Annotated in this window: 15 protein-coding genes and 1 tRNA gene; 11 read left to right on the top strand and 5 right to left on the bottom strand. The window is 36.2% G+C overall.

Features of this window, described 5'->3' with window-relative positions:
* Nucleotides 1–692: 692 nt before the first annotated feature.
* The 3 genes from avs1a to EG339_RS20635 are packed head-to-tail and all read left to right on the top strand — an operon-like array spanning nt 693 to nt 7,411.
* The gene (avs1a, locus tag EG339_RS20645; RefSeq protein ID WP_164466468.1) at nt 693–1,877 is read left to right on the top strand and encodes an AVAST type 1 anti-phage system MBL fold metallo-hydrolase Avs1a; all 1,185 of its coding nucleotides are present in this window, start codon (nt 693–695) and stop codon (nt 1,875–1,877) included.
* A complete protein-coding gene (locus EG339_RS20640) occupies nt 1,877–7,120 on the top strand; it encodes a S1 family peptidase (protein WP_123871764.1) in 5,244 nt (1,747 codons plus the stop codon). The genes avs1a and EG339_RS20640 overlap by 1 nt, the downstream gene beginning before the upstream one ends.
* A 15-nt stretch (nt 7,121–7,135) precedes the next feature.
* On the top strand, nt 7,136–7,411 hold the full coding sequence (locus tag EG339_RS20635; protein ID WP_123871763.1) for a hypothetical protein: 276 nt from the start codon (nt 7,136–7,138) through the stop codon (nt 7,409–7,411).
* Between the two features lie 66 nt (nt 7,412–7,477).
* Here the strand turns inward: EG339_RS20635 and EG339_RS20630 are convergent, their stop codons facing one another.
* Together EG339_RS20630 and EG339_RS20625 are read right to left on the bottom strand one after the other, a co-directional pair.
* Nucleotides 7,478–8,350, bottom strand: coding sequence for a hypothetical protein (locus EG339_RS20630; protein WP_123871762.1), 873 nt, complete (start codon nt 8,348–8,350; stop codon nt 7,478–7,480).
* A gap of 116 nt (nt 8,351–8,466) precedes the next feature.
* On the bottom strand, nt 8,467–9,891 hold the full coding sequence (locus tag EG339_RS20625; RefSeq protein WP_123871761.1) for a hypothetical protein: 1,425 nt from the start codon (nt 9,889–9,891) through the stop codon (nt 8,467–8,469).
* Nucleotides 9,892–10,601: 710 nt separating this feature from the next.
* On the opposite strand from EG339_RS20625, the gene EG339_RS20615 reads away from it, so the two are divergent.
* The 3 genes from EG339_RS20615 (at nt 10,602) to EG339_RS20605 (ending at nt 17,267) form a co-directional block, all read left to right on the top strand.
* Nucleotides 10,602–11,183, top strand: a complete 582-nt coding sequence (locus tag EG339_RS20615) for a hypothetical protein (RefSeq protein WP_123871760.1) — start codon at nt 10,602–10,604, stop codon at nt 11,181–11,183.
* Between the two features lie 299 nt (nt 11,184–11,482).
* Nucleotides 11,483–12,619: a hypothetical protein gene (locus EG339_RS20610; protein WP_123871759.1), complete on the top strand. Its 1,137-nt coding sequence runs from the start codon at nt 11,483–11,485 to the stop codon at nt 12,617–12,619.
* Between the two features lie 313 nt (nt 12,620–12,932).
* Complete coding sequence (locus EG339_RS20605) at nt 12,933–17,267, top strand: NACHT domain-containing protein (protein WP_123871758.1); 4,335 nt, start codon at nt 12,933–12,935, stop codon at nt 17,265–17,267.
* A gap of 75 nt (nt 17,268–17,342) precedes the next feature.
* On the opposite strand, the gene EG339_RS20600 is transcribed toward EG339_RS20605, so the two are convergent.
* Both EG339_RS20600 and EG339_RS20595 read right to left on the bottom strand, forming a co-directional pair.
* The gene (locus tag EG339_RS20600; protein ID WP_123871757.1) at nt 17,343–18,173 is read right to left on the bottom strand and encodes an SOS response-associated peptidase; all 831 of its coding nucleotides are present in this window, start codon (nt 18,171–18,173) and stop codon (nt 17,343–17,345) included.
* 4 nt (nt 18,174–18,177) lie between these two features.
* Nucleotides 18,178–18,420 carry a hypothetical protein gene (locus EG339_RS20595; RefSeq protein ID WP_123871756.1) on the bottom strand — a complete coding sequence of 81 codons (243 nt, stop codon included), beginning with the start codon at nt 18,418–18,420 and terminating at the stop codon, nt 18,178–18,180.
* 187 nt (nt 18,421–18,607) lie between these two features.
* Here EG339_RS20595 and EG339_RS20590 point away from each other — a divergent pair, with 187 nt between their 5' ends.
* Together EG339_RS20590 and EG339_RS20585 are read left to right on the top strand one after the other, a co-directional pair.
* Nucleotides 18,608–18,838: a hypothetical protein gene (locus EG339_RS20590; protein ID WP_123871755.1), complete on the top strand. Its 231-nt coding sequence runs from the start codon at nt 18,608–18,610 to the stop codon at nt 18,836–18,838.
* Nucleotides 18,839–18,951: 113 nt separating this feature from the next.
* Nucleotides 18,952–20,523: a recombinase family protein gene (locus tag EG339_RS20585; protein WP_123871754.1), complete on the top strand. Its 1,572-nt coding sequence runs from the start codon at nt 18,952–18,954 to the stop codon at nt 20,521–20,523.
* On the opposite strand, the gene EG339_RS20580 is transcribed toward EG339_RS20585, so the two are convergent.
* Nucleotides 20,489–20,562: transfer RNA gene (locus EG339_RS20580), tRNA-Arg, on the bottom strand. The genes EG339_RS20585 and EG339_RS20580 overlap by 35 nt on opposite strands.
* Nucleotides 20,563–20,621: 59 nt before the next feature.
* Between EG339_RS20580 and EG339_RS20575 the strand changes: the two genes are divergently transcribed.
* The 3 genes from EG339_RS20575 to EG339_RS20565 are packed head-to-tail and all read left to right on the top strand — an operon-like array spanning nt 20,622 to nt 24,403.
* Nucleotides 20,622–21,668, top strand: a complete 1,047-nt coding sequence (locus EG339_RS20575; protein ID WP_164466467.1) for an ABC transporter substrate-binding protein — start codon at nt 20,622–20,624, stop codon at nt 21,666–21,668.
* 43 nt (nt 21,669–21,711) lie between these two features.
* Nucleotides 21,712–22,356: a monofunctional biosynthetic peptidoglycan transglycosylase gene (mtgA, locus tag EG339_RS20570; RefSeq protein WP_123871753.1), complete on the top strand. Its 645-nt coding sequence runs from the start codon at nt 21,712–21,714 to the stop codon at nt 22,354–22,356.
* A 13-nt stretch (nt 22,357–22,369) separates the two neighbouring features.
* On the top strand, nt 22,370–24,403 hold the full coding sequence (locus EG339_RS20565; RefSeq protein WP_123871752.1) for a recombinase: 2,034 nt from the start codon (nt 22,370–22,372) through the stop codon (nt 24,401–24,403).
* Nucleotides 24,404–24,423 lie beyond the last annotated feature (20 nt).

Below are 24,423 nucleotides of genomic sequence, written 5' to 3'. Positions count from 1 at the left end.
TATCAGAAAAGAGTCAGGGTAGCTGTGGTGCAATTTGATAAACTGATAATAGTGTCTGATACCGGTATTGAGAATGGCCTTATAAGCTCCATAATTGGTCTCTAGGATGTCCCGAAAAGAAATATTGGAAGATGATAATCTATATAAATCTAGCACTATTACTGATATGGGAATATATAAGACAGATCAAACAGCCATCTTTAAAAAAAGGATACAAATTTTCTATGTGAAAAGAAAAATGTAGAAAGATCTGTTGTAGGAAATAGTAAATTCCGTTTAGAAACTGAACATGTTTTGTATCTTAAATTTTTAAAAAACACGAAAGAAGTGACAAGGTAATTAAAAGTTTTTATAACTTTAATACGTCTAGAAATCAGTAAAAGGCAGTCATCAGAGGACGGTTTAAAATTTTTGCTGTCGTCTTAAAAGCTACTATTTCTATACCGGATACGCTGAAAACCGCAAAAAATTAAGCAGCCATAGACAAATAGCCATTTAATGAAACTTCTTATTAGATTTTCAGGAGCAGTAATTTTGCTGTTATTTGCGAATGCTTGTGGAATATTTTTAGATAAGAATTTGGCAAAACGCTAAACCAATCATTCTAAATTCCTATTAATTTGCTGTTTTTAAAAAGATATTCCCTCTTCATCAAGGAAATGATGAAAACAGTTCATAATAAAAATAAATACATGATTAAAGTAGAGACTTTTCCCGCCAATAATGGTGATTGTTTTTTAGTTCATACTCCAGACGGAGTTATACTGATCGATTGTGGATATGTAAATACCTATAAAGACCATCTTAAACCCGTTCTGGAAAAATTGCATGCAGAAGATAAAAAAATTTTAAGATTCATCATTACTCATATTGATGAGGACCACATCCAGGGGGCTTTAACTTTCCTTTCCGACAACGGTGATGCAAAATCACCTAGGGTAATCAGAATTGATCAAATATGGCATAATAGTTATCGGCACTTACAGGTAGATAAGCTAGAAGGAAAAATTCAGGAAGATGCTATGGCTTTACTGACATCCACAATAAAGGAAATTGAACATAAAGTAGAAAAGCAGGTAAGTGGACGGCAAGGGAGTTCACTCGCGGGATTGATTTTGAAGAACAACTACAATTGGAATACTGATTTTAGAGAGGCAGCTTGTTCAATTGATTATTTTAGTGAAATTACGGTAAATGAACAAATCAAATTTGAGCTGCTCTCTCCAACTGTCAAAGCTCTAGAAAAGTTGGAAAGACATTGGAGAAAAGAACTTATAAAGCTCGGTTTTCGTGAACAAATCACTAAAGAGGAAATATTTGATGATGCATTTGAATTTATGCTTAAACTTAATAAAGAAGAGCCTAATGAAAATTCTTCGCAGCCTGCTTCTTCCGGCGAGATCGATATTGAGGCATTGAAAAAGAAAGCTGTCATGTTGGATACATCACCGAAAAATGGGAGCTCAATAGCTTTCATCCTGAACGCCTATGGTAAAAAGATGCTCTTTTTGGGAGATGCGCTACCTCGCATTATAGATGAGGAGATGGAAAAAAGATGTAAAGATTTAACAGGACCACTGAGATTTGACCTGATAAAGCTTTCGCATCATGGATCATTTGCAAATAACAGTCCAAATTTATTCGAATTAACAGATTCGAGTCGCTATTTAATTTCCACTAACGGACTTTCAAGCCCCCATCCCGATAAACAGACACTGGCATGGATAATCGGGAGACCTACTGTAGAAACAAGAGAAATATATTTTAATTATGAAAATGAAGGATATAAACTTATGGATAACGAAACATTAAAGAACAAGTACACGTTTCTACCAATATTAGCAGATAAACCCGAAAATCGTAATATTACGCTGTGATGATTAACCACCCAGAACAACTTATAGACGCTGTTTGCCGCATAAAATGTGGAGAAGACCATGGTACAGGTTTTTTTATTTCTCCCGTACTGATAATGACCGCCAATCATACGATCATGGATTTCGACATTGAAGAAACCGAAATACAAATAACTTTACCAGACGGTACGGTCCACACAACGGCTATAGTAGCACAGGACGAGTATCTTGATGTTGCTGTCCTTCAAATTGCCTGCGAAAGAGAAAATGAAACCTTTCTCCCAATTGTACTTGACCATATAAGGTATAATGAAGAATGGTCTACATTTGGATATCCCTTTAACAGATTGGCAACAGGCCAGTTGTTTCAGGGAACGGTGCAAGCTCATGCCCGAAACCTACCATATGATCTCAATTTGGTATCTGTGGAAATTGATCCAAGCACAGATTATAGTGGCCTTTCTGGTGCACCCTTGTTAATCGATGGTAAAGTTAATGGTCTGATAACATGGAGTACTCATAGGGGTTTAGGGGCCGTCAGTGTCAGCAAGATTAGTACTTTTCTAAGCGATAACAATATACAGTTTCATAGCCAAATTGAACAGTCCTGGTCGCAAGAATTTGATACGGAACTTGAAGGAGTGGTGGAAAATGCTGCGGTAGTTTCCAAGCTGATGGATTCACTGGAAGTAAACGGGAAATATCATTTGCTACACGGATCCCCAGGTTCTGGAAAGAGTATCATTTCTTCGCTTATTGAGCCAAGGTCTCGAGCTAAAAAGATTTTGGGGCGTTATCTGTTAAGAACTCCCGGAGACGATGTCCCAATCTTCGTTAGAGCGTCCAAAGAATATTTTCTACAATGGCTTGAAGATCTATTTAGTAAATATATTACTGGGGAGCCCATGCCCAGATCCGATATGAAATGGAACAACAGATTAGAACGCCTTTTATCTCTGCTCGATAACGTGAATGCACAGTTAGTATCAAAAGGTGAAGCAGCAGTAATTGTGATTGACGGTCTCGATGAGGTTATTTCGATTGACCAGGATGGCTTGAAGGGCTTTTTAAGTATGCTGCCAGAACGCTTACCAAGCAATATTTCTATTTTGTTATCTTGTAGTTCTCAGGAAATTCTGCCGGTGTTTATTAGAAGCCAATTAGATGATGAAAACAAAATTGTCGTCACACCGCTCGATCAGACAGTTACCGAAGCTATTTTAAGGCAGGCAAATGAAAGGTTAGCTCTTGGCCTATCCATAACTCAACAGGCACAGCTAGCTAGAAAATCTGAAGGGCATCCGCTTTATTTACATTATATTGTTGAAACAGCAAAGATTATCGAAATCGTAGGCCGTGATGCATGGATTGAGGGATTGCCAACAATTTCGGGGGATATTAAAAATTATTATGAAGCAATCTGGTCGCGATCGTTAAGTGTGGACTCCGACAATTATTGGATCTCGCTTATTGCATCTCAGTTGCGCGAGACGGTTGAAGAACAGGAATTCAAATTGATGCTACCCGAGCAGGTACAACATAATTTTCAGGTCCGATTTCCCATTATCAGGCATTTTTTCAAGTTTGGAAGAAAGATAGCAATCTACCACCAGTCTTTTGTAAATTTTATTTCTAGTAAGGGTGGCGGTGACATAAAAAAAGCACACGGTTATATTTCAGTTCATAACGTCCGTTCTGAGGGATCTCAATATGCACTTAAAAACTTACTACATCATCTATTACTATCTGAAAATCCATTTCCTTCGATAGCTAGATGTAACCAAAAGTGGGTGGATGATTGTGCATTGATACATATGGAGCCCGATCGTGTGATTTCGGATGTTGAGCGTGTAGAAGAACTCTGTATCGATAAGAGTGTCATCGAAGAACTAGTGCGGATCAAACTGCTTCTCCAAAGATTACGTTTTAGATACAATACTATACTGGCAAAACACGCATTTGAGCTTGCAGATGCCATAATTGAAATGGGCGATGCTGATGCTGCGTTGAAATATATTATTAGGGAAGATATTCTTTTGATTTCGATTGAAGACTCGCTTTATTTTCTACAAAAGCTATTTGATATTGGTGCGGAAAAAGAAGCTTTACAACTTGTGGACGCTGTCAATTTACGGTTTCGAGTATTGCTTGAAAAAAGTGTAGAAACGGGTGGATTAGATATTAGTTTGTTTTATCTTCAACTGAAGTTTAATACAATATGTTTATCTCGTAAAAATTTTCCTACAGCATTGTTGAAGTATATGAAAGGGACTGAAATTTTAAGAGAAATCTCAGACGATGAAGATGAATCAGATGAAGTTCGTGACATTGCAAGATCAATGAGGACAGATTTAGAACCTTATCAAATAGGTTATGTTGTTTATAGACTTTTGTCTTTTCCTGGCATAGAAGATATGAGTAAATTCTCTGATAGTGTTTATACGGCAGATACTGCTAATGTTTTAGCACGAGCAGCATTATTTTACGAAGACTTTAAGCAGAAATCTGCTAGAGCAACAGAAGACAGTGATGCATTTAAAAGACTTATATCCGATATCGAAACATTGGTTACTGATCATGGTTACAATGAGGATGATATTGATAATTTATTATTCGCTCTCATTAAAGAAACTAAAAAGCCACATCTTTTGGAAGAGATGATCGCAAAGAAACTTACGAAGCCCGTTACGTTTAATTTGCGAGTGCCTAATGGGGTAGATCCAGATCTTGATTCGATCAATATATTTTATCAGGAACAGATTTATCGGGGATATGTAGATAAGAGCGGAGTTTATCCGATATTAGTAAAGCATGGACCAACTACATGGGAGGGATATATTAAGTCTTTGTACGAGCGTTGTGGTTTTTTACAAGGTAAGCTTTATAGAATATATTCTGAAGAGAACTTTGACGCTCTTCCAGCCTTGCAGAAGAAAGCGCAAGAAATATTTGAGGAATTTGACTTTAGTCTGAAAGAAAGGGTACAATTCAACCGTTGCTATCAGCTAATTGAGGATACGGTAGCTTTACTGTATCACCGATTATTATTGGTATTTCTTGAATTAGGAGAAGATTCGGTTAGCTGGTTTATTGAACGGGTCATTAATCCGAAGAATACACAGTTGGGCATGTATACGGAAGGATACCGTAGGACATTATATGAAATTTCTGCGGAACTAGCAAAAAATACCAAGCAGAAACAGCACGCTTTCAAAGTTGTAAGAGTTTTAGAAGACCATGTGTATGATGCGGTTCAAAACAGGTGGGAAAAGATCCCTGAGCTGATTGAAATTATTGGGTTTTATGCAAAGATTGGCGCAAAATCCAGGGCACGGTTTGTTTACCAGCTGATGCTTAATACTTCAATGGGGCCAACTTGGTATAAGGAAGGGCAGTTTGGACTTATCAATTCAGTGCTTCGTAAAATGGATCATGATAAAGCAGATCAACATTATGCAGATTTTGCCGCATATCTCGAATATGCGGCAGGAGAGATGACCTTTCAACGTTATGTACAATCTGCAATGAGCAGGTTTAGTGGAACTTTAGCAAATGCAGGACATTTATCGCGAGCAATTGAGTATTTTAAATTCCAGATATTGCCATCAGCAAAGACAATCTTGGATAATGCAGATACAAGCACTTTAGATGCCCCCACAAAGGGGGACGGATATATCCTTGGTGCACGATCAATAATCGAAGCTGATGCAATGAGTCAATTCCTTTTATCAGTTAAAGGAGATCCATTAATCGTTTTTGCCCTCAGTGAAATTTTTATTTTTAATGAAGATACAGATAGATATATTGACAATTTTACAAAAGTTCAATATCAGGTTTACCAAGATGCATCTCATATTTCGGAAAGCTATGCGCAGGAAATTATAGATAGAATTGCTTGGCTTGTATCTGACAATCGTTTCAGCAAATTCAAAAATCTTTACATAAGATCACTTTATCGGTCATTCAAGACTGATTTAGATAAACTTGAAATTAAGCTATTAAGCTCTGGAATAGATAAAGGTGACCTACCTGAGATTTTACCGGAAGCCAGAGAAGCCAAAGGTTTTACAAAGGAAGATGACGAAGCAATGGCGAAGCTGGGAGGACCATTACCAGGTGCTGGAAAAATGAGTAATTATTCGCAGTTACCAGAAGCCATATCAAAAGCTTCGGATGAATTTGCATTGGAAAATATGAGTGAAGGTTTTCAAATACTGGTTGACTGCTTAAAGGTTCTTGCTAATGATGGAAGCGATATTTGGGAAGGCGGAAATCTTACAAAGGATTTAGGCGTTTTATTTGATCTTTTTCGCATCCACGCCTCAGCTGAGGATGCGGTCACATTATTAAAACCTTTTATTATAAATCACTTAAGTGATGACTGGTATGTAGTCAGTTTTCTTTTAGGGCTATTGAGTGACAAGCTCGATGCCGATATAAAGGAAACAATAATTATTTATGTTAAGGAACATATAGAATACATTATCCGATCTGAGGGTGATTTTAAAGCAAAATATGAGTGGTTATCTTCACCAATTAGTTCACAGGGTAATATTGATGAACAGTTAGTGCAATTTTTAGTCTGGTTGTTAAACCACCCTTTTTCCACAGTAAGGAAAAAAGTTGGTGATACACTTGTGTGGCTGAGCACAAAGAAAGGCTCATTGATAGTTTCTTCGCTAATAAAAGATTCTCTAGCAAATGATTCTGATTTATCCAATGAATACTCAGGTTATCTATTAAAAGAAATGAGCACAACACTTTCACAGGAAATATGGAACTGCTTAAAGAATGATCAGGATGTACAGACTGATATTTTGGGACTAGATCATACCATGCTTCAAATATATTGGCGAGAAATACTTGAAAATTGCGGGGAAGAAGATGAAGCATTACACGAACTGCGGCAAAGATTTGGAAATTTTTTCCCTACTGACAATTTTGATGGTAGAGACGTTTATATAGAAGACGTAGAACTTTTGCCAGTGCTTGATACATTATATGATCTGAACAATTTAAACTTACTCAATGCCGCCTATATCAATAATTTAAAAGTGCAAAGAGAAAGATTAACCTGTGATTTGGGCGAAGCTGAGCATCAACGAGTAGAGCGATATATTAGAAGAAGTTTTCTTGAAGAGGAAATTGAAATGGGGCATCACCAATATAAGCTTCATACCGCAGTTAATAAAGCACTAGCGGGACGAGTAAGTGTAGGGCAAATCAAGGAGGTTTCAGAGATATTGCAGATTACTGAACTTTAATAGAAATAAAAGATAATGAGTATAAAAACACCTAAAAATCGTAAAGAAATCGAACATAATATGTATTTATTGCAAGAAAGAGGTCTGCAGGCCCTTGATGCCAAAGACGAAGATAGAATTGGCAATTTTGCTGCAATGACCTGGCCACATTTGAAAGAGGTGAAAAACCTTCCAAATGGGAGGATTTATTTGCCAACAATTAATGAACAGGCTCGTCTGCAAGGCAATATGGAGAATACAGATCTATGGAAGTTTAGTCAGACGCAAGTTCCTAAAGAAGAAAGTCCGTAGTACAAAAATAGTCTATGGATTATTTTGAATTAAAAATATTGTAAATGAACTTAAGTTCTTTTTTGCTTACTTTAATTTTACCTTGGACATTTGTATATTATCTATAACCTCAATGCCTAAGAGGTTTTTTGCTATGATGAATTTCTCGGGAAGTCTTCCTTCCAATGCCAGAATAATGCGACTGTTCGGAAGTTCATTATCTACAATTTGTTTTGCTTCAATTAAATGCTTGTATTTTACACACTGGAAAATGCCACGTAATATATCTTCTGGAGTAGAAATATGAGATTTCACTTCAACCCCGATTTTCAGGGATTGATCAATAAATAGAATGTCAATAACATCAGCTGACGGTAGCACATGTTCGAGTATTCCATCTGAAAGGGAATCCTTAAGACCTAGTACTAAAGGGTTTTTTGAAACAAACTCCTTAAATTTTCTGTGGCTTTCGCTTTCACCTCCTGATCGTATTTTGGTTGCTTTATCTAAATCTTCTTGAAGGTCTATGTGTATTGGATCCAAACCAAGAACATTCAAAACTTCCCGCCAGTATGGAAATAAGTATATTTCTGCGAGCATAGCATCCAAAAACTCTTTCTGCTGGCTTGGGCTACGGGTGCTGTAATCAGAAATATCGATAAACCAAGAAATTCCGTCGCCTGGAAGGTTTGTTCTTTTGCTGATTGCGATACATTGGATGGCTGGTATTCTGATGTCAGTACTTAAGCTCAGTTCTTTCATTGCACTTCCAATCACACCCAATACATAATTAAGATTTCTTGGATTTGGCATTCCAAGGATTTTAGCAAGGTCGGAATAATAAATTGTCTGACGGGCACCAGCTTGTTTAACTAGGTAGGGTAAAGCTACTCTCGCTCTTATTTGATATAATTTATTTCCCTCTAAAAAATCGTACTTTCCGACAATTGATGTATTCATTTTACTTAGGTATTTTCAGTTGAGGTTTCTTTCTGATTAGTTTTAGCTAATCCAAGGAATTTCTAATTCAATTTTTTTTATAAATTATTGATAATTAGGGCTATTTGTCAAGACATTTATTTTCCAAATTTAAAAAAGGATTTTACTGCGTTCAATAGCTTTTGAATCCTATTTTTATTATTTGGTGGGTACAAATATAATTGCAGATGTCCTTCCATAGCGCGTAGTTTTATGTTAACATCAGCGTATTCCCAACGTCTGCCGGGCCAACAGTCTTTTCCAATCTCCTCCAATTCTGGATCAGAGAATTTTCCCAAATTACCTGCGTCGTTACCCAAAAGCAGCTGTAATTTACTGACAAGAACATGTGCTTCCTTGCCGAAAATAGGTAGGGAGTTAGTGGGTAGATGTCTAGTCAGGAGAAGGAATGGACTTTTAGCACTTTTATCGGTAATTATACGTATAACATTAAAGTAGTCAAAGAAAAAGAAAGCGCTGTCATAACGGCTACTCTTAAGGTCGGAAGTGTTGGACGGTGCTAAATTTTTTAATAAATGCAACAATTGATTAAGGAAATCTACTGTTTTGAACTGAAGACATTTTTTGTAAAGGATCAGAAAGTCATCGGCCGACATAGCGATAGTGTTAATATCAAGTTTTTCATAGACGGCATTTGCCTTTTTACAGTTTCTTTGATCCTGAGTAATATAAAAATCACACGAAGAGGCAAAAGCTGTATGAAAAGCATCTTCCATGGTATTTCTGAAAGTTTGTTTCCTGCCTCTGTTTATAGAAATTTTATCTTCCTGATACCCGTGCATGTCCAGTGCTATATATTCATTACTTATTTCTGTAAACCAGGGGGAGGCAAACTCATGGGCCGGGCTTTTTTGTTCAGCTAAAATTCCTTTTTTTTTATAAGCTTTATCAATGAGTTCATAGGGGGAAGTGCTGTGAAATATTTGGTCTCTTTTTATATCTGCCCCACCTTGAAGATTTTCACGTAAATCTTTATAAGCTGTATTTTTGTTCATTCTTTCTATCATTCCAAAGATTGCCGTCAAAAGTCCAATCTGTGTATAATTGTCCTCAAGTTCGGGGAGGAAACTGCGCATAAGATGAGCTGTTTCAGGGTTTTCGAAGGATTTTTGAAAAACCCCATCGATAGGAGTGTTTTTAAATAACGTAATTTGCTCATTCAATAGTTCCTGTAGATTTCTACTTTCCTCATCAAGATTGTCTGAAAGTGGCTCGATACGAAGCACATCTAGTAGTTGACTTAGATTGCTATCCTGTATGTATAAATCCCGAGGAGGATTATTTCGAAATACGGTTCTGCCCTCTATATGGAATAAACAATAATTTTGGGTAAGGTTGGAGATAAAATCCAGATCAGAATCAATATTCTCCATATTTGATTGATCTTGGCTACTCGCAGAAATGTCGCCAAGATGCGAAGATGAATAAGGCTTTAAAAATTTCTCGTTATCTGAAATAATTGAAAAAAATTCACTGTGTTGCCCATTTTTCATCTGGCTCATTACATTCCAATCTATATAGACCCTTATCATCGTTATTTAAAATTATTTATATGGAAAGTTAGGGAATAATCTATGATATTAAGGATTTAATTATTGTAACTATAATGATGTGGCTGAACCATTCACTAAAAATTCTTGAGCTGGATGGATTAGCATCGGTAATCGTAGGATTGCTGCTTGTTTTTGTTGCCTTTATGTTGGCTAGAGAAAGCAGAAGCTTGTTGATGGGCTAAGGTATCGCACCCGAAACGAGAAAAAAAATGCGGAACTCGCAGAAAAAAACTTTACAGTGGTAAAGACAAAAAACATATTATAGACTTATCAGTTGCCCGAAAAAGTTGTCCTGATGTTGGTCAGAGATTTTGAAGATGACCTGGATAAAGAGGAGATCACTGAGGCGATACGCCGTATCCTCACAGACATAAAAAATGAATTTAAACTTGTACATTATGTGATCATACAGCCGGAATAATGCTGCAAATAGAGGTGAAGACTCCTATTGTTGCAGTAATAATTCGTCAATTTGATATTTTAATGAAAAGTGTTTAAATTAGATATTAATAATTATTTGCTCGATCGAGCAAACTTTTCATAAAATAGGTTAATAATATGGTAAAACACCCGCTGACTCCCAATCTACGGGTGTTTTTAATATGCAGATAAATTCTGCATTTTAAATTAGACTTGTTGGTAGGAAGTTTCGAACATGGATGGCCATTGGATTATCCACCAAGTTCGACCCAAAACCTTCATATTTTATAAATAAAAAAGAAGTAAATTGTAGTCAAAGATTTATCATGGAAGTAATTTACAATATTAGTATTGAAGTCAGTATCAGTAATATTGAAGCTGGTTTACTGTATAAATATTTAAAGATGCATCCAATAGAAAAACAGTATATAAACTACGGATATTTTGCATTTTCTTTTAAGGAGTTTGAACTACAAAAAGAATTTGATTTGACGCTGACGGTGGAAATTATGGATTCTTGTGTCAGAGTATTAGAAGATCAAGACCTGGGCGATCCCGTGGAGAATCTGCTAAAAAAGGAACTCCTTGAAAAAATCTATAAATGGTCAGCTATACTCTATGGGGAGGAAGATGCTATTGAAGCGTTCCAAACTGATTATTATTTGAATTCTGCTGTTCAACTTCTGGAAAACAGTTATTTTAGTTTTGGAAATTATTTGAAGCTTCGGAACCTAAACAGCTCAAATTATAATTTGGGAAGGCAAGAGGTATCAATCATGAAAAAATTGAGGAATTTTTTATTTAATAAATTGTTTAAATAATTCTGATTCTTGGGTCAGATCCAATTTTCAAAATAGCTTGGAAAATGAACCTTATGTAGTTATTTGCTACTCTATAAAAAGTGATCACAATGTATTGTCTCAAATGTTATTACAATTTTTAAAGATCCAAAAGGACAAGTAAAAAAAGGGTGCTATACCTCAACTGGAAATAACATCAAAACCAAGCAAAAGCAACTTTTAATCGCGCTTTTACAAGAAAAGGCATATTTTTCATTTAAAGATTCCAATACTTTAGTAACCGAAATAGTATAATTGATGCTACCAAATAGGTTAATCTTATGGCAAGATATCCCATTACCGTCAAACCTTGGGTGTTTTTATTTACAGGGCACGACCACATTAGGTCAAAAAAAGACATAAAAGTGGCGAAATTGGATGGTATGGTCTCAAAGAAAGATGAAGTATCAAATACTGTTTTCTTAGCTGAGTTATTATTTATATTTTCAAAGGAAAAAAATATGTTGGATATAGAGTATATAGAAAATATTCTAAAAGGTAAGGATGGATTAGAGTTTCAAAAATGTGGAGCGAATTACCTACGGAAAAAATATGGTGGTGCATTTCAGGAAGTAGCTTCCATGGGACCACTTGGAGATGGTGGTAAAGATGGCTATGTCCTTGAAACCAGAGAATATTTTGCCATGTCAACCTGGTCTGACAATATAGCAACCAAGATAAAGAATGACTATAAGAACTGTATTGACAAAAACCTCGAAGTCAAGAAGTTCATTTTTGTTACCAATCGTAAAATAGGCCCAAAAGAATGTGATGTCATTGATAAGCTTAATTTGGGAAATCAAGATATTAAAATTGAAACCCTGAGTCATCGGGATATGGCTAAAGCATTGATTGAATATCCGCAAAGAGAAGTTTTAGCAATACTAGGAAAGCCAATGTCTTTTTATGATGATAAAACTGTTTATTTTGAAGAATGTAGGGATAGACAGCTAACTTTCACTCTGTGGGAATCCATTAAAGATTCAATGCACGTTTACTTAGCAACAATCTTTTTTGTTGCTGTATTTTGCACATCATTTTTCTATGTTAAAGCTGACTGGGCCAAAACCCTGTGTTTTATTGTAGTTGCCGCACTGATGTGCTTATATATGCTTTTAAATATCAATAGCCTACGAAAATATAAATATGCCCATAAAATTTTGTACCTAATGGTTACTGGTAAGCTTCAGACGCAAAATGAGCTTTTATTGAATGAAGGAAGACATTTGACAATCAAACGAAACTCAACATGGAACTTTACGATTAATAAGAGGTCTATAAACTGCATAAAAAGAGGTTGTAGCAGTAAAGTATTTTTATATACGCAAGAAGATGGAACGATGATAGGCCGGTGTGAAAAGGATAAATTAAATCATACATACAGAGTTGATAATAATTTTTACGGTGAATTGCTGTGAAGTAACTATCGCTAGCCAAATCCCTAAGTCGATTTTAGAGCCACAAGATTGTGTGCATGACGCGTATTATCATAAAATTTGTGATCTCAACACAAATTGATTATTGGAATATTAACAAAATAAATGTAAATTTCTGCATCATGCAATTTTAACCTATTTAAGAGTCAAAGTATACTATTTGATTATGGCATAAATTTGCCAAATAAGATGCTTAATTTCATTGTGAGTTGATAAATAGTTCTTAATTAAGGAGGTTACAGAAAAAACAAAAGTACTTTTCTTGTGTTGCTGGCAAACCCATATTATTAAATTTATGATTACAATTGATAAAGTTGACTTCAACAGACTTAAGCCCTATAATGGGAAGGCCACGCAGTGTTTCGAGCACCTATGTTACCAGCTGGCAATCAAAGAATATGGACATTTAGGAACATTTACGGCGATTGACGGGAGCGGAGGAGACGGTGGGGTAGAATTTTATCTCGATCATCATTCTGGCGAAAGATGGGGCTGGCAATGTAAATTTTTTGGTGATACAGGAAGATTAAGTATTGCTAATAGAGACTTAGCTATTTCAAATTCCTTTGAGACAGCAATTAGGAATCATGGAAATTTAACGAAATATTTTGTTTGCCTTAAAACTGATCTTACAACGGAAAGTACTTCGAAAGCGGGAAAATTCAGTAAAGGCGAGAAGAATTGGTTCGATGATGAACTACCGAAAAAAATTCCTGTTGGTCGTGCAATCTCTCTGGAATTTTGGGGAGAATCAAAAATTATTGCATTCTTAAAAGAACCTAAAAACGAAGGTGTACGTAGTTTCTTTTTTGGGGAACTTGAACTAAATCAGGGTTGGTTTACAACAAAGTTTTTTGAAAATTTTGAGAAGGTAAAGGATAAATACGATCCTGAATTGCATGCTATTGATCAGTTCACAAAATCCATAATAGATTGTGTAGTACTTGATCCAAACTATACTAACCTGACGGGAAAGCTTAAAAGTGATCTCCTGCAGGTAGCCAATCAGGTAGGCAAGGAACTACACAACTTTCATAACACTACCATGATCAGCCCCGCGGAGGAAGCTCTGAGAAGAGATTTTTTTTCAGCTTGTCATGAATTTGAAGATCTTGTAAAACAGACTGTTGGTAAAATTGACTTTGTTGATGAATGCTTTAAAAAGTGTGAACCTGAAAAACTAGCGCTATTCAGTACCGAGGATTTACGATCGAAGTGGATCGCTTTCCATACTAAACTTGATGAATTTGATTTTGATGAAACATCAAGGGCATCTAGGGAGTCGCAGAATATCACATCCTTAATGTCAAATTTTTCACAAGACTTCGGACGTTTTTTTAGAAATTATTTTCATGGAAACCAGAGGCAGCTGCATTTTATAGGTGATGCAGCCAAAGGTAAAACACATATATCCACTGATATTGCATTTAACAGAATTAAAGAGTCGAAACCAGTAATATTTTTGACAGGTGATAAATTTACTGATGAGACCAGTATCAGCGATACAGTGCGTAAAATTCTAGATATACCGCAAGAATATTCATTTGATGACCTTTTAAATGCTTTGGAAGTTTATGGGTCAATCCATAAAGTAAGGATTCCTATTGTTATAGATGGTCTGAATGAAACGGTTTCCAATAGGCTTTTTTCACCTATCTGGAGGAACCATCTACAAGGATTTATTGCAAAGATTAAACAGACAAAGAATGTCGCTATAATTACCACCTGTCGAGGTTCATATGCTGATAGGATATGGGACGACACTTATAAACCTGAATTTCATAATATAGATGGATTCCGCGATTCCGAAACTATTCATGAAGCGGTTCAAAAATATTTCAAGAAATATAAACTGAAGTCGGATTTATTTTTTGCTTCGATTGATAAATTTGGCGACCCAATCTTTCTTAAAATATTTTGCGAAATAAAGAATCCTAACTGGAAGCATTCTGGTGAAATTGCGGTAAACATTGAAGAGGAGTCATCTTACGATATTTTTAATGAGTATTTGACGCAGATCAACAGGAAAGTAACCAGAAATAAGCCGATCCTTAGAAGCAATGAGAATTTTATTTCTGAATCCCTAAAAAAATTGTCTAATTATCTTTGGGTAAATAATCTGCGGGAGCTGCCGGTAGGGGATTTTTATGCCTTAATTGACGAAAATGATAATTATGAGAAAGATAAATCAAAGGCTGATATACTTCTTGATGAAGGTCTTGTGATAAATCGGGATATTAGAAGTGAAACTGAATATATAAGCTTTACATACGATGTCCTTGCAGGCTATATGATTGCTGAAAATTTAATTACCAATAATGCAGATCTTTCATTTTTTAAAAGCAAAAAATTTATTGGACAGGTGTTTCTTCCAGAAGGTCAACATCCCCTTTTCGAAGATGTCATAGCTGCACTATGTTTGCTGCTGCCACAGCTAAAAAATAGCACATTTCATCAATTATTACGAAGTGACTGGCTAGTTAAGCTTGCGGATTCTAAGATTTATAATTATCTGCCACGATTCCTGAAAACCAGAGTGGCAGACCTGGCTGATTTTTCGGATTTTGTCTTTGATAAATCTTTCCAATCACTTTTTGTATTGCCTGGTCGGCTGGTAAAAACAAGTGATATTGATTTAGTTGCTAAAGTTTTCATGATAAATAATGAAAATAAAGAAATCCTTTTTGATCTCTCTTTTAAAACGATGGGCGATGTAAACCACCCGCTCAATGCGATTTTCCTGAGCACAATTCTAGCCAGATTAAAGATGAATGAGCGTGATATTACCTGGACGGAATACGTAAGGAAGAACAGCTATCAATTGGAGCAGTTTATTTCCGAATTTGAAAATCAATGCCGTAACATCAGCCATGAATCGGACATAATACTAAGAAAGCAAAAATTAGTTTCGAAAGCAATAGTCTGGTTTTTAACAAGTACCGATCGAGCCTTACGTGATCAGGTCACAAGAGCACTATATTTTTATGGCAGGAAGTTTCCAGAGGAATTCATCGCTTTAGTGGAGGAATCGTTGGGATACAATGACCCATATATCTGGGAGCGCACACTGGCAGCATCTTATGGTATTGTGATGGCTCAATATAACTCTATAGCGGGAGAACACTTCCGAAATAACGTGCTACCTGTATTTTGTAAATCCTTATACGACCTAATCTTTGCCAAAGATGCAAGATTTGGAACTACGCATATTCTAGCCAGAGACTACGCAAGACGAGTTATAGAAATTGGCTTAATTCATCATCCTACTTTATTAAATACAGAACAGCAGCTGAATATTCGACCACCATACACTTTTGGAGGAATAAGAGCATTACAAGAATTCGATTATGGAGAAAACGATTATGGCTATGATCGACCAATGCAAATGGATTTTAGCAATTATACATTAGGACGGATAGTCAATGGAGGTCATGCATATTCCAATCCTGAAGAAAAAATTAAGGTAAGAAAACAAATATATTGGAGGATATATGATTTGGGCTGGAATACAGATATGTTCGGTGCAGTCGAAACTGCTTTAGGAAACGATAATTATTACAATAGTAACAGAAGTAGACAAGCCAAAGTCGAGCGGTATGGAAAAAAATATTCATGGATCGCTTATTTTGAAAATGCTGGATTACGGGCAGACCTTGGTTTGTTAGATAAGGATTGGGACAGGTTTCGACTTTCTGATGCAAATATCGATCCCAGCTTTCCTAAGAAGACAGCAAACGAACCTTTTTTTAAAAATGATTTATTGGGAGACAGGTCAACACCTTTAAACGAATGGTATGAAAACGGAGGAACGCCTATATTTGATGGTTATTTGGAGATCGATGAGATTAATGGAAACCCAGGTCCTTGGGTTTGCTTGGATGGCTTTATTGTACAGGAGGAGATTTCCACAGAGCGAAATAGCTATCTCGTAGTTCGAGGAATGGTTATCGAAGACTCGCAATATGATGAAGTCATTAAATTATTAAAAGGTCAAAATTTTTCTCAAATTCAAATTCCGGATAAAAGTGAAAATTATTATTGCTTCGCTGGCGAATTGTATAATATTGATGAAGCTACCTACAGTAATTATGGTGATTTACGATTTGATCTTGAAATTAGGAAAGTGAAGATCAAGAAGGATGAACCTGGTTATTATCAAAACTTAATTTGGTCTGATGACTTCACCGAATCAAATTTACCAGAGGAAATTGAAGTCGAAGTTAATGTAAATAAAGAATTTGAAGTATTAATACCAGTAATGGATTACAATTGGGAAAGTTATCACAGTCCGGTTAATGATGCAGGTCATATCTCAGTTTTAGCAAAGGAAATTGTGAATCATCTGGGACTTATAAGTGAGGCACAGACATTTGACCTATTTGACCAGGATGGAAAATTAGCGGCTATCCACTTAAATAATGCTGAAGATTTTAACAATAACGATAGCTTTGTTTATTTCAGAAAAGACTTGTTTGACCAGTTTCTTGCTGAAACTAGATCAAAATTTGTTTATACGGTATGGGGAGAACGTGAAGTTCGTTTTAAAACCAATGAAAGGCGGGAGGAATTCTTTAAAACTCATCCTTATAAAAATGATCAGAGATTTAGTTCGGTCATTGAATATGGGTAGGAGGAGAGGAACTTTAAAATATTCCTCTCTCTCCACTATTTTTTAGAAGTTTTAAGATAGAAAATTGAACATTATTCAATTTACCTCATATGTAAGTTCAGGAACATCCGCATATACAAATGCTTTTGTCGGCGTTCCAGTCGTTCTGAAATCTTTTTCAATTGTATATGCTTCCATTTCAGAAGTGTTGATCTGATAGGTTGCAAGTTCCGTGATTCGTTCTTCACTAAGATCTTGCATCATCCATTCCCATGCAAGTTCATCTGGCAACATAGTAGGCATACGATTTTTAGAGTTGTGAATTTGTCTCATTAGAGGATTTGCTTCTGTCGTTACAAGAGCCACGGTATCCACCGTTTCTCCTGTGTCCTTATCAGTCCAATTTTGCCAGATTGCAGCAATAAAAAAATAATCCTTGTTTTTGAGACCGATGTGATAAGGATATTTATCTGCTGTTTTGAGCGGTTGATTAGTTCTCTTGTTTAGACGGTAAAGATGTCTCCACTCATAAAATTCACTAGACAGTATTAAACATCTTCTTTCCAGCGCCGCTTTCCTAAACATTTTTTCACGACCTGTATTTTCATCCTTCATAAGCAGCTCTTCACCTTTTGCATTTAATGTTGTGTAAGCCTGGTGCCATTTTCCGTTCCCATCTTTATAGCCAAAACGCATTTTCTTAACATCTTCTCTGTTTTTTGTATAAGAAGGGATAAATCCCCATTCCATTTGGACGATATCGAAATTGCATTTATCTTCCGTTGGGCGTAAAACAGCAATATTTCCGTAATTAAAGCCTTCGTGTATTTCTTGATCTAAAAAATCATAATTCATTACTGCTTTTTCCAGATCCATCAAGCGAATGAATTCATCTCTAGATACCCGTTGTCCATTGTAATAACACATATGATTAAGTTTTTAAATGTTCACTAATTTCTTTACCGAATAGCTCCGCCTCTTTCTGTCTTCCTTGTGGAATACTTGTCCAGACTTCACCTGCCCACGTTCTGGCTGAGGTTATAACCAAGGGAGCTCTATTATCGTCAAAAACGAGACGAAAAATTTGCTGATCCCTTAAAGTGTGTTCAATTACAACAACTTTTAAGCCATTGACCTCGATTTCAAACTTACTGTTCTCGAACACATTCCCCATTTTATATAACATTACTATTCGCCTATATAAATTTAGCAATTCTTGGCGATAATTAATACAAACGATGCTTTTGCATTATACAGAGATTATTAGGAAAGTTTAGGTTATTTAAGGTAAGTTTTACACTGATTTAGATGTTGGCCATGCAATGTTGGTAATTTTTCGATTCCGAAAATAATTATGCAGAATGGCTACAAAAAAAAGAAGAAATGGAAGCAGCTATAGTGGGAATGGTTCAAATTTGAAAGATATTGGACTTGACCACCTTATGAAATTAGATGAGTTGCCCATTGAACAGTCAATGATAATGCTAAAAGAGGCAGGTATTGATGTTGATGAAGCGGAAGCAATAAAAATCATGGAGTTTTTGCATCTATTGGCAAGGATCACCATCAAGGAAATATTCTCTCCCGATTAAAAGTTTTTTGTAATTTTGTGTAATTAGATTTTCTAGTAAATTTTTAAGGATCAGACGGTTGCTATTCTCATGTTGGCAATTCTAATTTCATTACCAAATTAAATAACTGAATTATGATCGCAGATTTATATATCCGAGTATCGACAGACGAACAGGCAGATAAGGGGTACTCGCAGAGGGACCAGGAAGAGCGTTTGCGTCTTCATTGTGATAGGCTAGCTATTACGATCGACAGAGTAATTTTCGAAGACCATTCTGCGAAAAGTTTTGATCGGCCCGAGTGGAAAAATTATCTACAAAGCTTCAAAAGGAGCCGCGGATATCGCGAGGAGCGCTTAATTTTGTTTACTAAATGGGACAGATTCAGCAGGAATACCTCCGAAGCCTACCAAATGATTGGACACCTTAAAAAAAATAATATATTACCTCAGGCGATTGAACAGCCATTGGATCTAAGTATACCCGAAAATAAAGTGCTCTTGGCTATTTACTTGTCAACACCTGAAGTTGAGAATGATAGGAGAGCTCTAAACGTGACCAATGGAATGCGACGTGCAATTAAGGAGGGGCGGTTGATGGGAATAGCCCCTTACGGTTATGTAAACAAGTGTACTGAGGATGGAAGAAAGTATGTTGCCGTTAAACAACCAGAAGCTTCGAATATAATCTGGGCTTTTGAACAAGTGGCAAAAGGCCATCTCCCAACCGCAAAGGTGAGAGTGGAAATGAATAAGAGAGAGGGTAAAAATATTTCTAGTAATGCTTTTATGGTTGCACTGAGGAATGTTACTTATTGTGGTAAAATATATGTGCGTGCTTATAAAAATGAAGAGGAGGACATTGTGCCGGGTAAACATGAGGCATTAATTTCGGAGGAGTTGTTTTTAAAGGTTCAGCATGTCCTGAAAAAGAAAGGTACAAAGGATCTCAGATTGCCAGGAGGAAGGATAATCAATGAAGAAAGATATCCTCTGCGTGGTCTTCTGCTTTGTCCAAATTGCGGAAAGAATCTGACGGCGAGTAGTTCAAAGGGGCATACAAAACATTATTACTATTATCATTGTACCACAGCCTGTGGATTTAGACACCATTCTGATAAAGTTAACAAACTTTTTAAAGAAGAGCTTTCCAAATATGATTTTCCGACAGGAATACTAGAAATATTAAAGAAGATAATCGTAAAAAATACAAAGTCTACTTCTGAGAATTTTGATGGTGAACGTAGTACTCTTAAGAGCAGAATTAGTGAATTAAATGATAGAATTAGTAAGGCGCGGGATATGTACCTGTCCGACAAAATTGATGAAGAGGATTTTAGGGATATTAAAAATAGATATAAAGGAGAACTGGATGACCTTGAATATAAACTTAGCCTACTGGTAAAGTCAGAACAAAAAGAAGGGGTAGAAGATAAAATTAGCAAAGCACTAAAAATTGTTGGAAATATTTCAGAGAGGTATATAAATGCTAGCCCTATAGACAAGCGCGCAATTGTAAGTTTGATATACCCTGAAAAGATAATTTTTGATGGAAGCGATTTTCAAACTAGCAAAATCAACTCTTTTGTTGATAGTATCTTCCTGATTAGGAAGGAGTTATCTAAGCAAAAAAAAGGGGATTTAAATTCGAAAAATTTAAACCCCCGTCTTGTGAGCTCGACAGGATTCAAACCTGTAACCTTCTGAGCCGTAATCAGATGCGCTATTCAGTTGCGCCACGAGCCCGTTTGTTATCTTGTTGTTTAACGGTTGCAAATATACCACTTTTTTCCGTTCTTTGAAACATGAAACAGAAAATTTTACTTTTATTTACGGTATTTTCGCTAATTGCCTGTAAAAGAGAAACAAAAATTTCGTCCTCAGATTGGACAAATATCTCAAACCGCACCCAATATAAGGAGCAAGACGGAAGTTTGGAGCTGAAATCGGGAAATTTCACTTATAATTTCACGCAAAATCAAACTCCGTTTAAGAAAATCATCCTCCTTAATGCCAGTATGGCAGGGTATATTTCAGAGCTTGGAGCAGAAAACTTAATCATTGGTGTGTCAAGCCCGGAATATATTTATTCGGACAAGATACAGAATCTGATTAAAGAAGGGAAAATTCAGAATGTGGGAAGCGATCAGAAGTATGATGTGGAGAAAATTATTTCTATGAAACCGGATGCTATTTTCACCAACTATATTGCAAGTTTTGATAACGCTTATCAGCTATTGAAGAACAATGGGATTCAGGTGATATTCCTGGATGAATATATGGAACAGCAGCCTTTGCAGAAAACGGCTTACATCAAATTGTTCGGAGAACTTTTCGGAAAAGAAAAAGAAGCCGAAGCCAGATACCGGGAAGTGGAGAAAAATTATAATGATCTGAAGAAACTTGCATTAACAGCAAAAGAAAAACCACTTGTACTGGCTAATGAGATGTATGGTGATGTATGGTATCTTCCGGGTGGAAACACTTCAGTTGCTCATTATATTGCTGATGCCAACGCTACTTATATTATGAAAGATAATAAGGATGAAAAAGCTCTGACCATGAGTTTTGAAGAGGTATTCGCAAAGACCAATGGCGTTCAGTACTGGGTAAATGCCGGAAATCATACTTCAAAAAAAGAAATGTTGGGAATGAACCCTTTCTACGGAAAGCTTGATGTATTCAATAAAGGAAAGTTATACACAATGGCTGGAAGAGAGAGACAGAAGGCGAATGACTTCTTCGAAAGTGGAGTTGTGAGAGCGGATCTTATCCTTAAAGATTATATTAAAATCTTCCATCCTGAACTTTTACCGGATTATCAGCTTACTTATATGAAAGAATTGCAGTAAATCGGACTATTTGCTTATTTTTGCCTTTCCTTTTTATAAAGTTATGTGGAAAAGAATTAAACAGTTTATTTTCATCGTTCTTGTTCTGAACGTAGTTTTTATCATTTGGGGAAGATTTTTTAATCCACCCATTACCCTTACTCAGATTGGAGGCCTTTTTGAGTATGGAAAATTGCACAGAGACTATATTTCCTATGATGAAATGGGAAATAATGTAAAAAAAGCAGTGATTGCTTCAGAAGACCAGAAATTCTTTGATCATAATGGTTTCGATTATACAGCCATTGAAAAAGCGATGAAGTATAACGAAAAAGGGAAAAAAATCAGAGGAGGAAGTACCATTTCCCAGCAGACAGCAAAAAATGTCTTTCTTTGGCAGGGCAGAAGCTGGGTAAGAAAAGGCCTTGAAGCAGTCTATACCTTCATTATTGAAAAAGTATGGAGCAAAGACATTATCCTTGAAAGATACCTGAATTCCATTGAAATGGGACAGGGAGTATTTGGAGTAGAAGCAGCAGCACAATATTATTTCGGTAAATCATCCAAGGATCTCACTGCATCAGATGCTGCCTGGATTGCTGCTGTACTGCCGAATCCAAAGAAATATGATCCAAAGAATCCATCCCCTTATTTAAGAAAGAAACACAATTGGATTATGAGACAGATGAGGAATGTAAGTTTGAAATAGTATCTTTGTACTAATGAAATTCTTTAATTCCAGCACAAATTTTGAGTCAGTTCTTAAAAAATACTTTTCTTTTAAGAACGAAACCCTCTCTTTGGAGCCCTTTGCAGAGCTGTTAGATAGTGTGAAAAGGGCAGACTTTACAGATGTGCTTAATTTTCTCAAAAGCAATCCGAAATTTACGGAAAACTTTAAATATTACATTCATAATATTTTTAAAGGAAGGCCCTTCAACCTGTCATTAACGGAGGCTAATATCCTTTCTGAAAACGCCTTCTTCCCGGAACTTAAAAAAAGAATCTTGAATAAGGTTCTGCCGCCTGTAGAAAATGAGAAGACAGTGTGGTATATGATTGATAATGTAAGCCTTAGACCCAAAACAGACTTAAAATACCTGCACAATCTTCCTGAAAATGAGATTGATGAATTTTTAGCACTTATCGGAGCGGCAGACTTTATCATTAAACCGAATGTAAAAAAGGAACTGATCTTTTCTATGAATATCCTTTCATGGAGGGTAACAGGAATGGCAATGGAAGTGGAAGTGGTAAGAATGGCTCCTCAATACAGGAATCTTTCCAATCCGTTTTTAGCGTTACAGAATGAATTGGAAGCCTTAGCAGATGACCTGGTTAATGATCCTGAGTTACAGCTGCATTCTAAAGACAGCAGGTATAAGCAGATTAAAATCTATGCAGAGCAATGTCTGGAATTTGTGAATATAGCCTTTAAAAATTCGGCGAAATATGGAATTTCAGGAAAAATTAACCAATCGTTGCTGAAAATTCGTCAGCAGACTGATAGGATTTACGAGATTGTACATTTATTGATTATTGATAATGAAGAAGATGTTCTGGTAAAATCAAAACAGCTGATCTTCAATATTCTGAGCTATAAATCTCACAAAAATAATATTGCAGATCTGATTAATGATAGTACAAGACTTATTTCCCACCTGATTACCAATCACACCGCAGAAACAGGAACCCACTATATTACTTCCACCAGAAAAGAATATATGACCATGTTCTACAAAGCGAGTGGCGGTGGAATTATCGTAGGTGCACTCTGCGTCCTGAAAATGCTGTACGGATATATCCCCGGAAGTGATTTTTCACATGCATTTTTGTATTCTATGAACTATGCGATGGGGTTTGTGATGATCTATCTGATGGGATTCACACTGGCTACAAAACAGCCGGCAATGACTGCTGCCACGATGACCAAGGTATTGTCTGAAGAAGGAAACAGCCAAAGAAATAATACGGAATTTGCCCATCTTGTTTCCAAGCTTTTCCGGAGTCAGTTTATTGCCTTTGTAGGAAACGTTTTACTGGCGTTTCCGGTTGCGCTTGCCATTATCTATGGGCTGGATGTATTCTTTTCACAAAATCTCGCGGTTGAAAGATCAGATAAACTGTTAAAAGACCTTGATCCTTTCAAATCCAAAGCAATACTTCACGCCAGTATCGCTGGTTTCTACCTTTTCATTTCAGGAATTATTTCAGGGAATATCGGAAATAATTCCGTATTCTACCAGATCCCGGAAAGAATTGCTAAAAACCTTTCTATCAGAAGCTTTTTCGGAAAGAAATTTGCAAAAGGATTATCAAAATATTATGCTAAGAACTGGCCGGGAATTGTATCCAATTTCTGGTTCGGGGTTTTCCTTGGAGCTACCGCACCTGTAGGATTGTTCTTCGGCCTTGACCTTGACATCAGGCACATTACCTTTGCTGCAGGAAACTTTGCGTTAGGACTTTATGGAAAAGATTTCTCCGTAGATTCCTATACATTCTGGATCTCCTTTATAACGGTCTTCTTAATCGGGTTCTTCAACTTCCTGGTAAGTTTCAGCTTATCCATGTTCCTGGCATTCAGATCAAGAAAGATGAACTTCGGGCAGGTAAGTGAGATCTATAAAGAGATCTTCAGGTATTTTGTGAAGCATCCGTTAAAATTCTTCCTTCCATTAAGTTCAGGATTGGATAAAAAAGCTGATGATCTGATGAGCAGTACAATTTCTAATAAATCTGAGGAACATTCATAAAATAAAAATGCTACCATTTG

The sequence above is a fragment of the Chryseobacterium bernardetii genome, from assembly GCF_003815975.1.
Taxonomy (GTDB): Bacteria; Bacteroidota; Bacteroidia; order Flavobacteriales; family Weeksellaceae; genus Chryseobacterium; species Chryseobacterium bernardetii.
The sequence above is the reverse complement of the archived record's forward strand: the minus strand, read 5'-3'. Positions and strand labels throughout refer to the sequence as shown.

Coding starts and splice junctions, on each gene's coding strand:
- avs1a (WP_164466468.1), top strand. CDS start 693: ATGATTAAAGTAGAGACTTTTCCCGCCAATAATGGTGATTGTTTTTTA.
- EG339_RS20640 (WP_123871764.1), top strand. CDS start 1,877: ATGATTAACCACCCAGAACAACTTATAGACGCTGTTTGCCGCATAAAA.
- EG339_RS20635 (WP_123871763.1), top strand. CDS start 7,136: ATGAGTATAAAAACACCTAAAAATCGTAAAGAAATCGAACATAATATG.
- EG339_RS20630 (WP_123871762.1), bottom strand. CDS start 8,350: ATGAATACATCAATTGTCGGAAAGTACGATTTTTTAGAGGGAAATAAA.
- EG339_RS20625 (WP_123871761.1), bottom strand. CDS start 9,891: ATGAGCCAGATGAAAAATGGGCAACACAGTGAATTTTTTTCAATTATT.
- EG339_RS20615 (WP_123871760.1), top strand. CDS start 10,602: ATGGCCATTGGATTATCCACCAAGTTCGACCCAAAACCTTCATATTTT.
- EG339_RS20610 (WP_123871759.1), top strand. CDS start 11,483: ATGGCAAGATATCCCATTACCGTCAAACCTTGGGTGTTTTTATTTACA.
- EG339_RS20605 (WP_123871758.1), top strand. CDS start 12,933: ATGATTACAATTGATAAAGTTGACTTCAACAGACTTAAGCCCTATAAT.
- EG339_RS20600 (WP_123871757.1), bottom strand. CDS start 18,173: ATGTGTTATTACAATGGACAACGGGTATCTAGAGATGAATTCATTCGC.
- EG339_RS20595 (WP_123871756.1), bottom strand. CDS start 18,420: ATGGGGAATGTGTTCGAGAACAGTAAGTTTGAAATCGAGGTCAATGGC.
- EG339_RS20590 (WP_123871755.1), top strand. CDS start 18,608: ATGGCTACAAAAAAAAGAAGAAATGGAAGCAGCTATAGTGGGAATGGT.
- EG339_RS20585 (WP_123871754.1), top strand. CDS start 18,952: ATGATCGCAGATTTATATATCCGAGTATCGACAGACGAACAGGCAGAT.
- EG339_RS20575 (WP_164466467.1), top strand. CDS start 20,622: ATGAAACAGAAAATTTTACTTTTATTTACGGTATTTTCGCTAATTGCC.
- mtgA (WP_123871753.1), top strand. CDS start 21,712: ATGTGGAAAAGAATTAAACAGTTTATTTTCATCGTTCTTGTTCTGAAC.
- EG339_RS20565 (WP_123871752.1), top strand. CDS start 22,370: ATGAAATTCTTTAATTCCAGCACAAATTTTGAGTCAGTTCTTAAAAAA.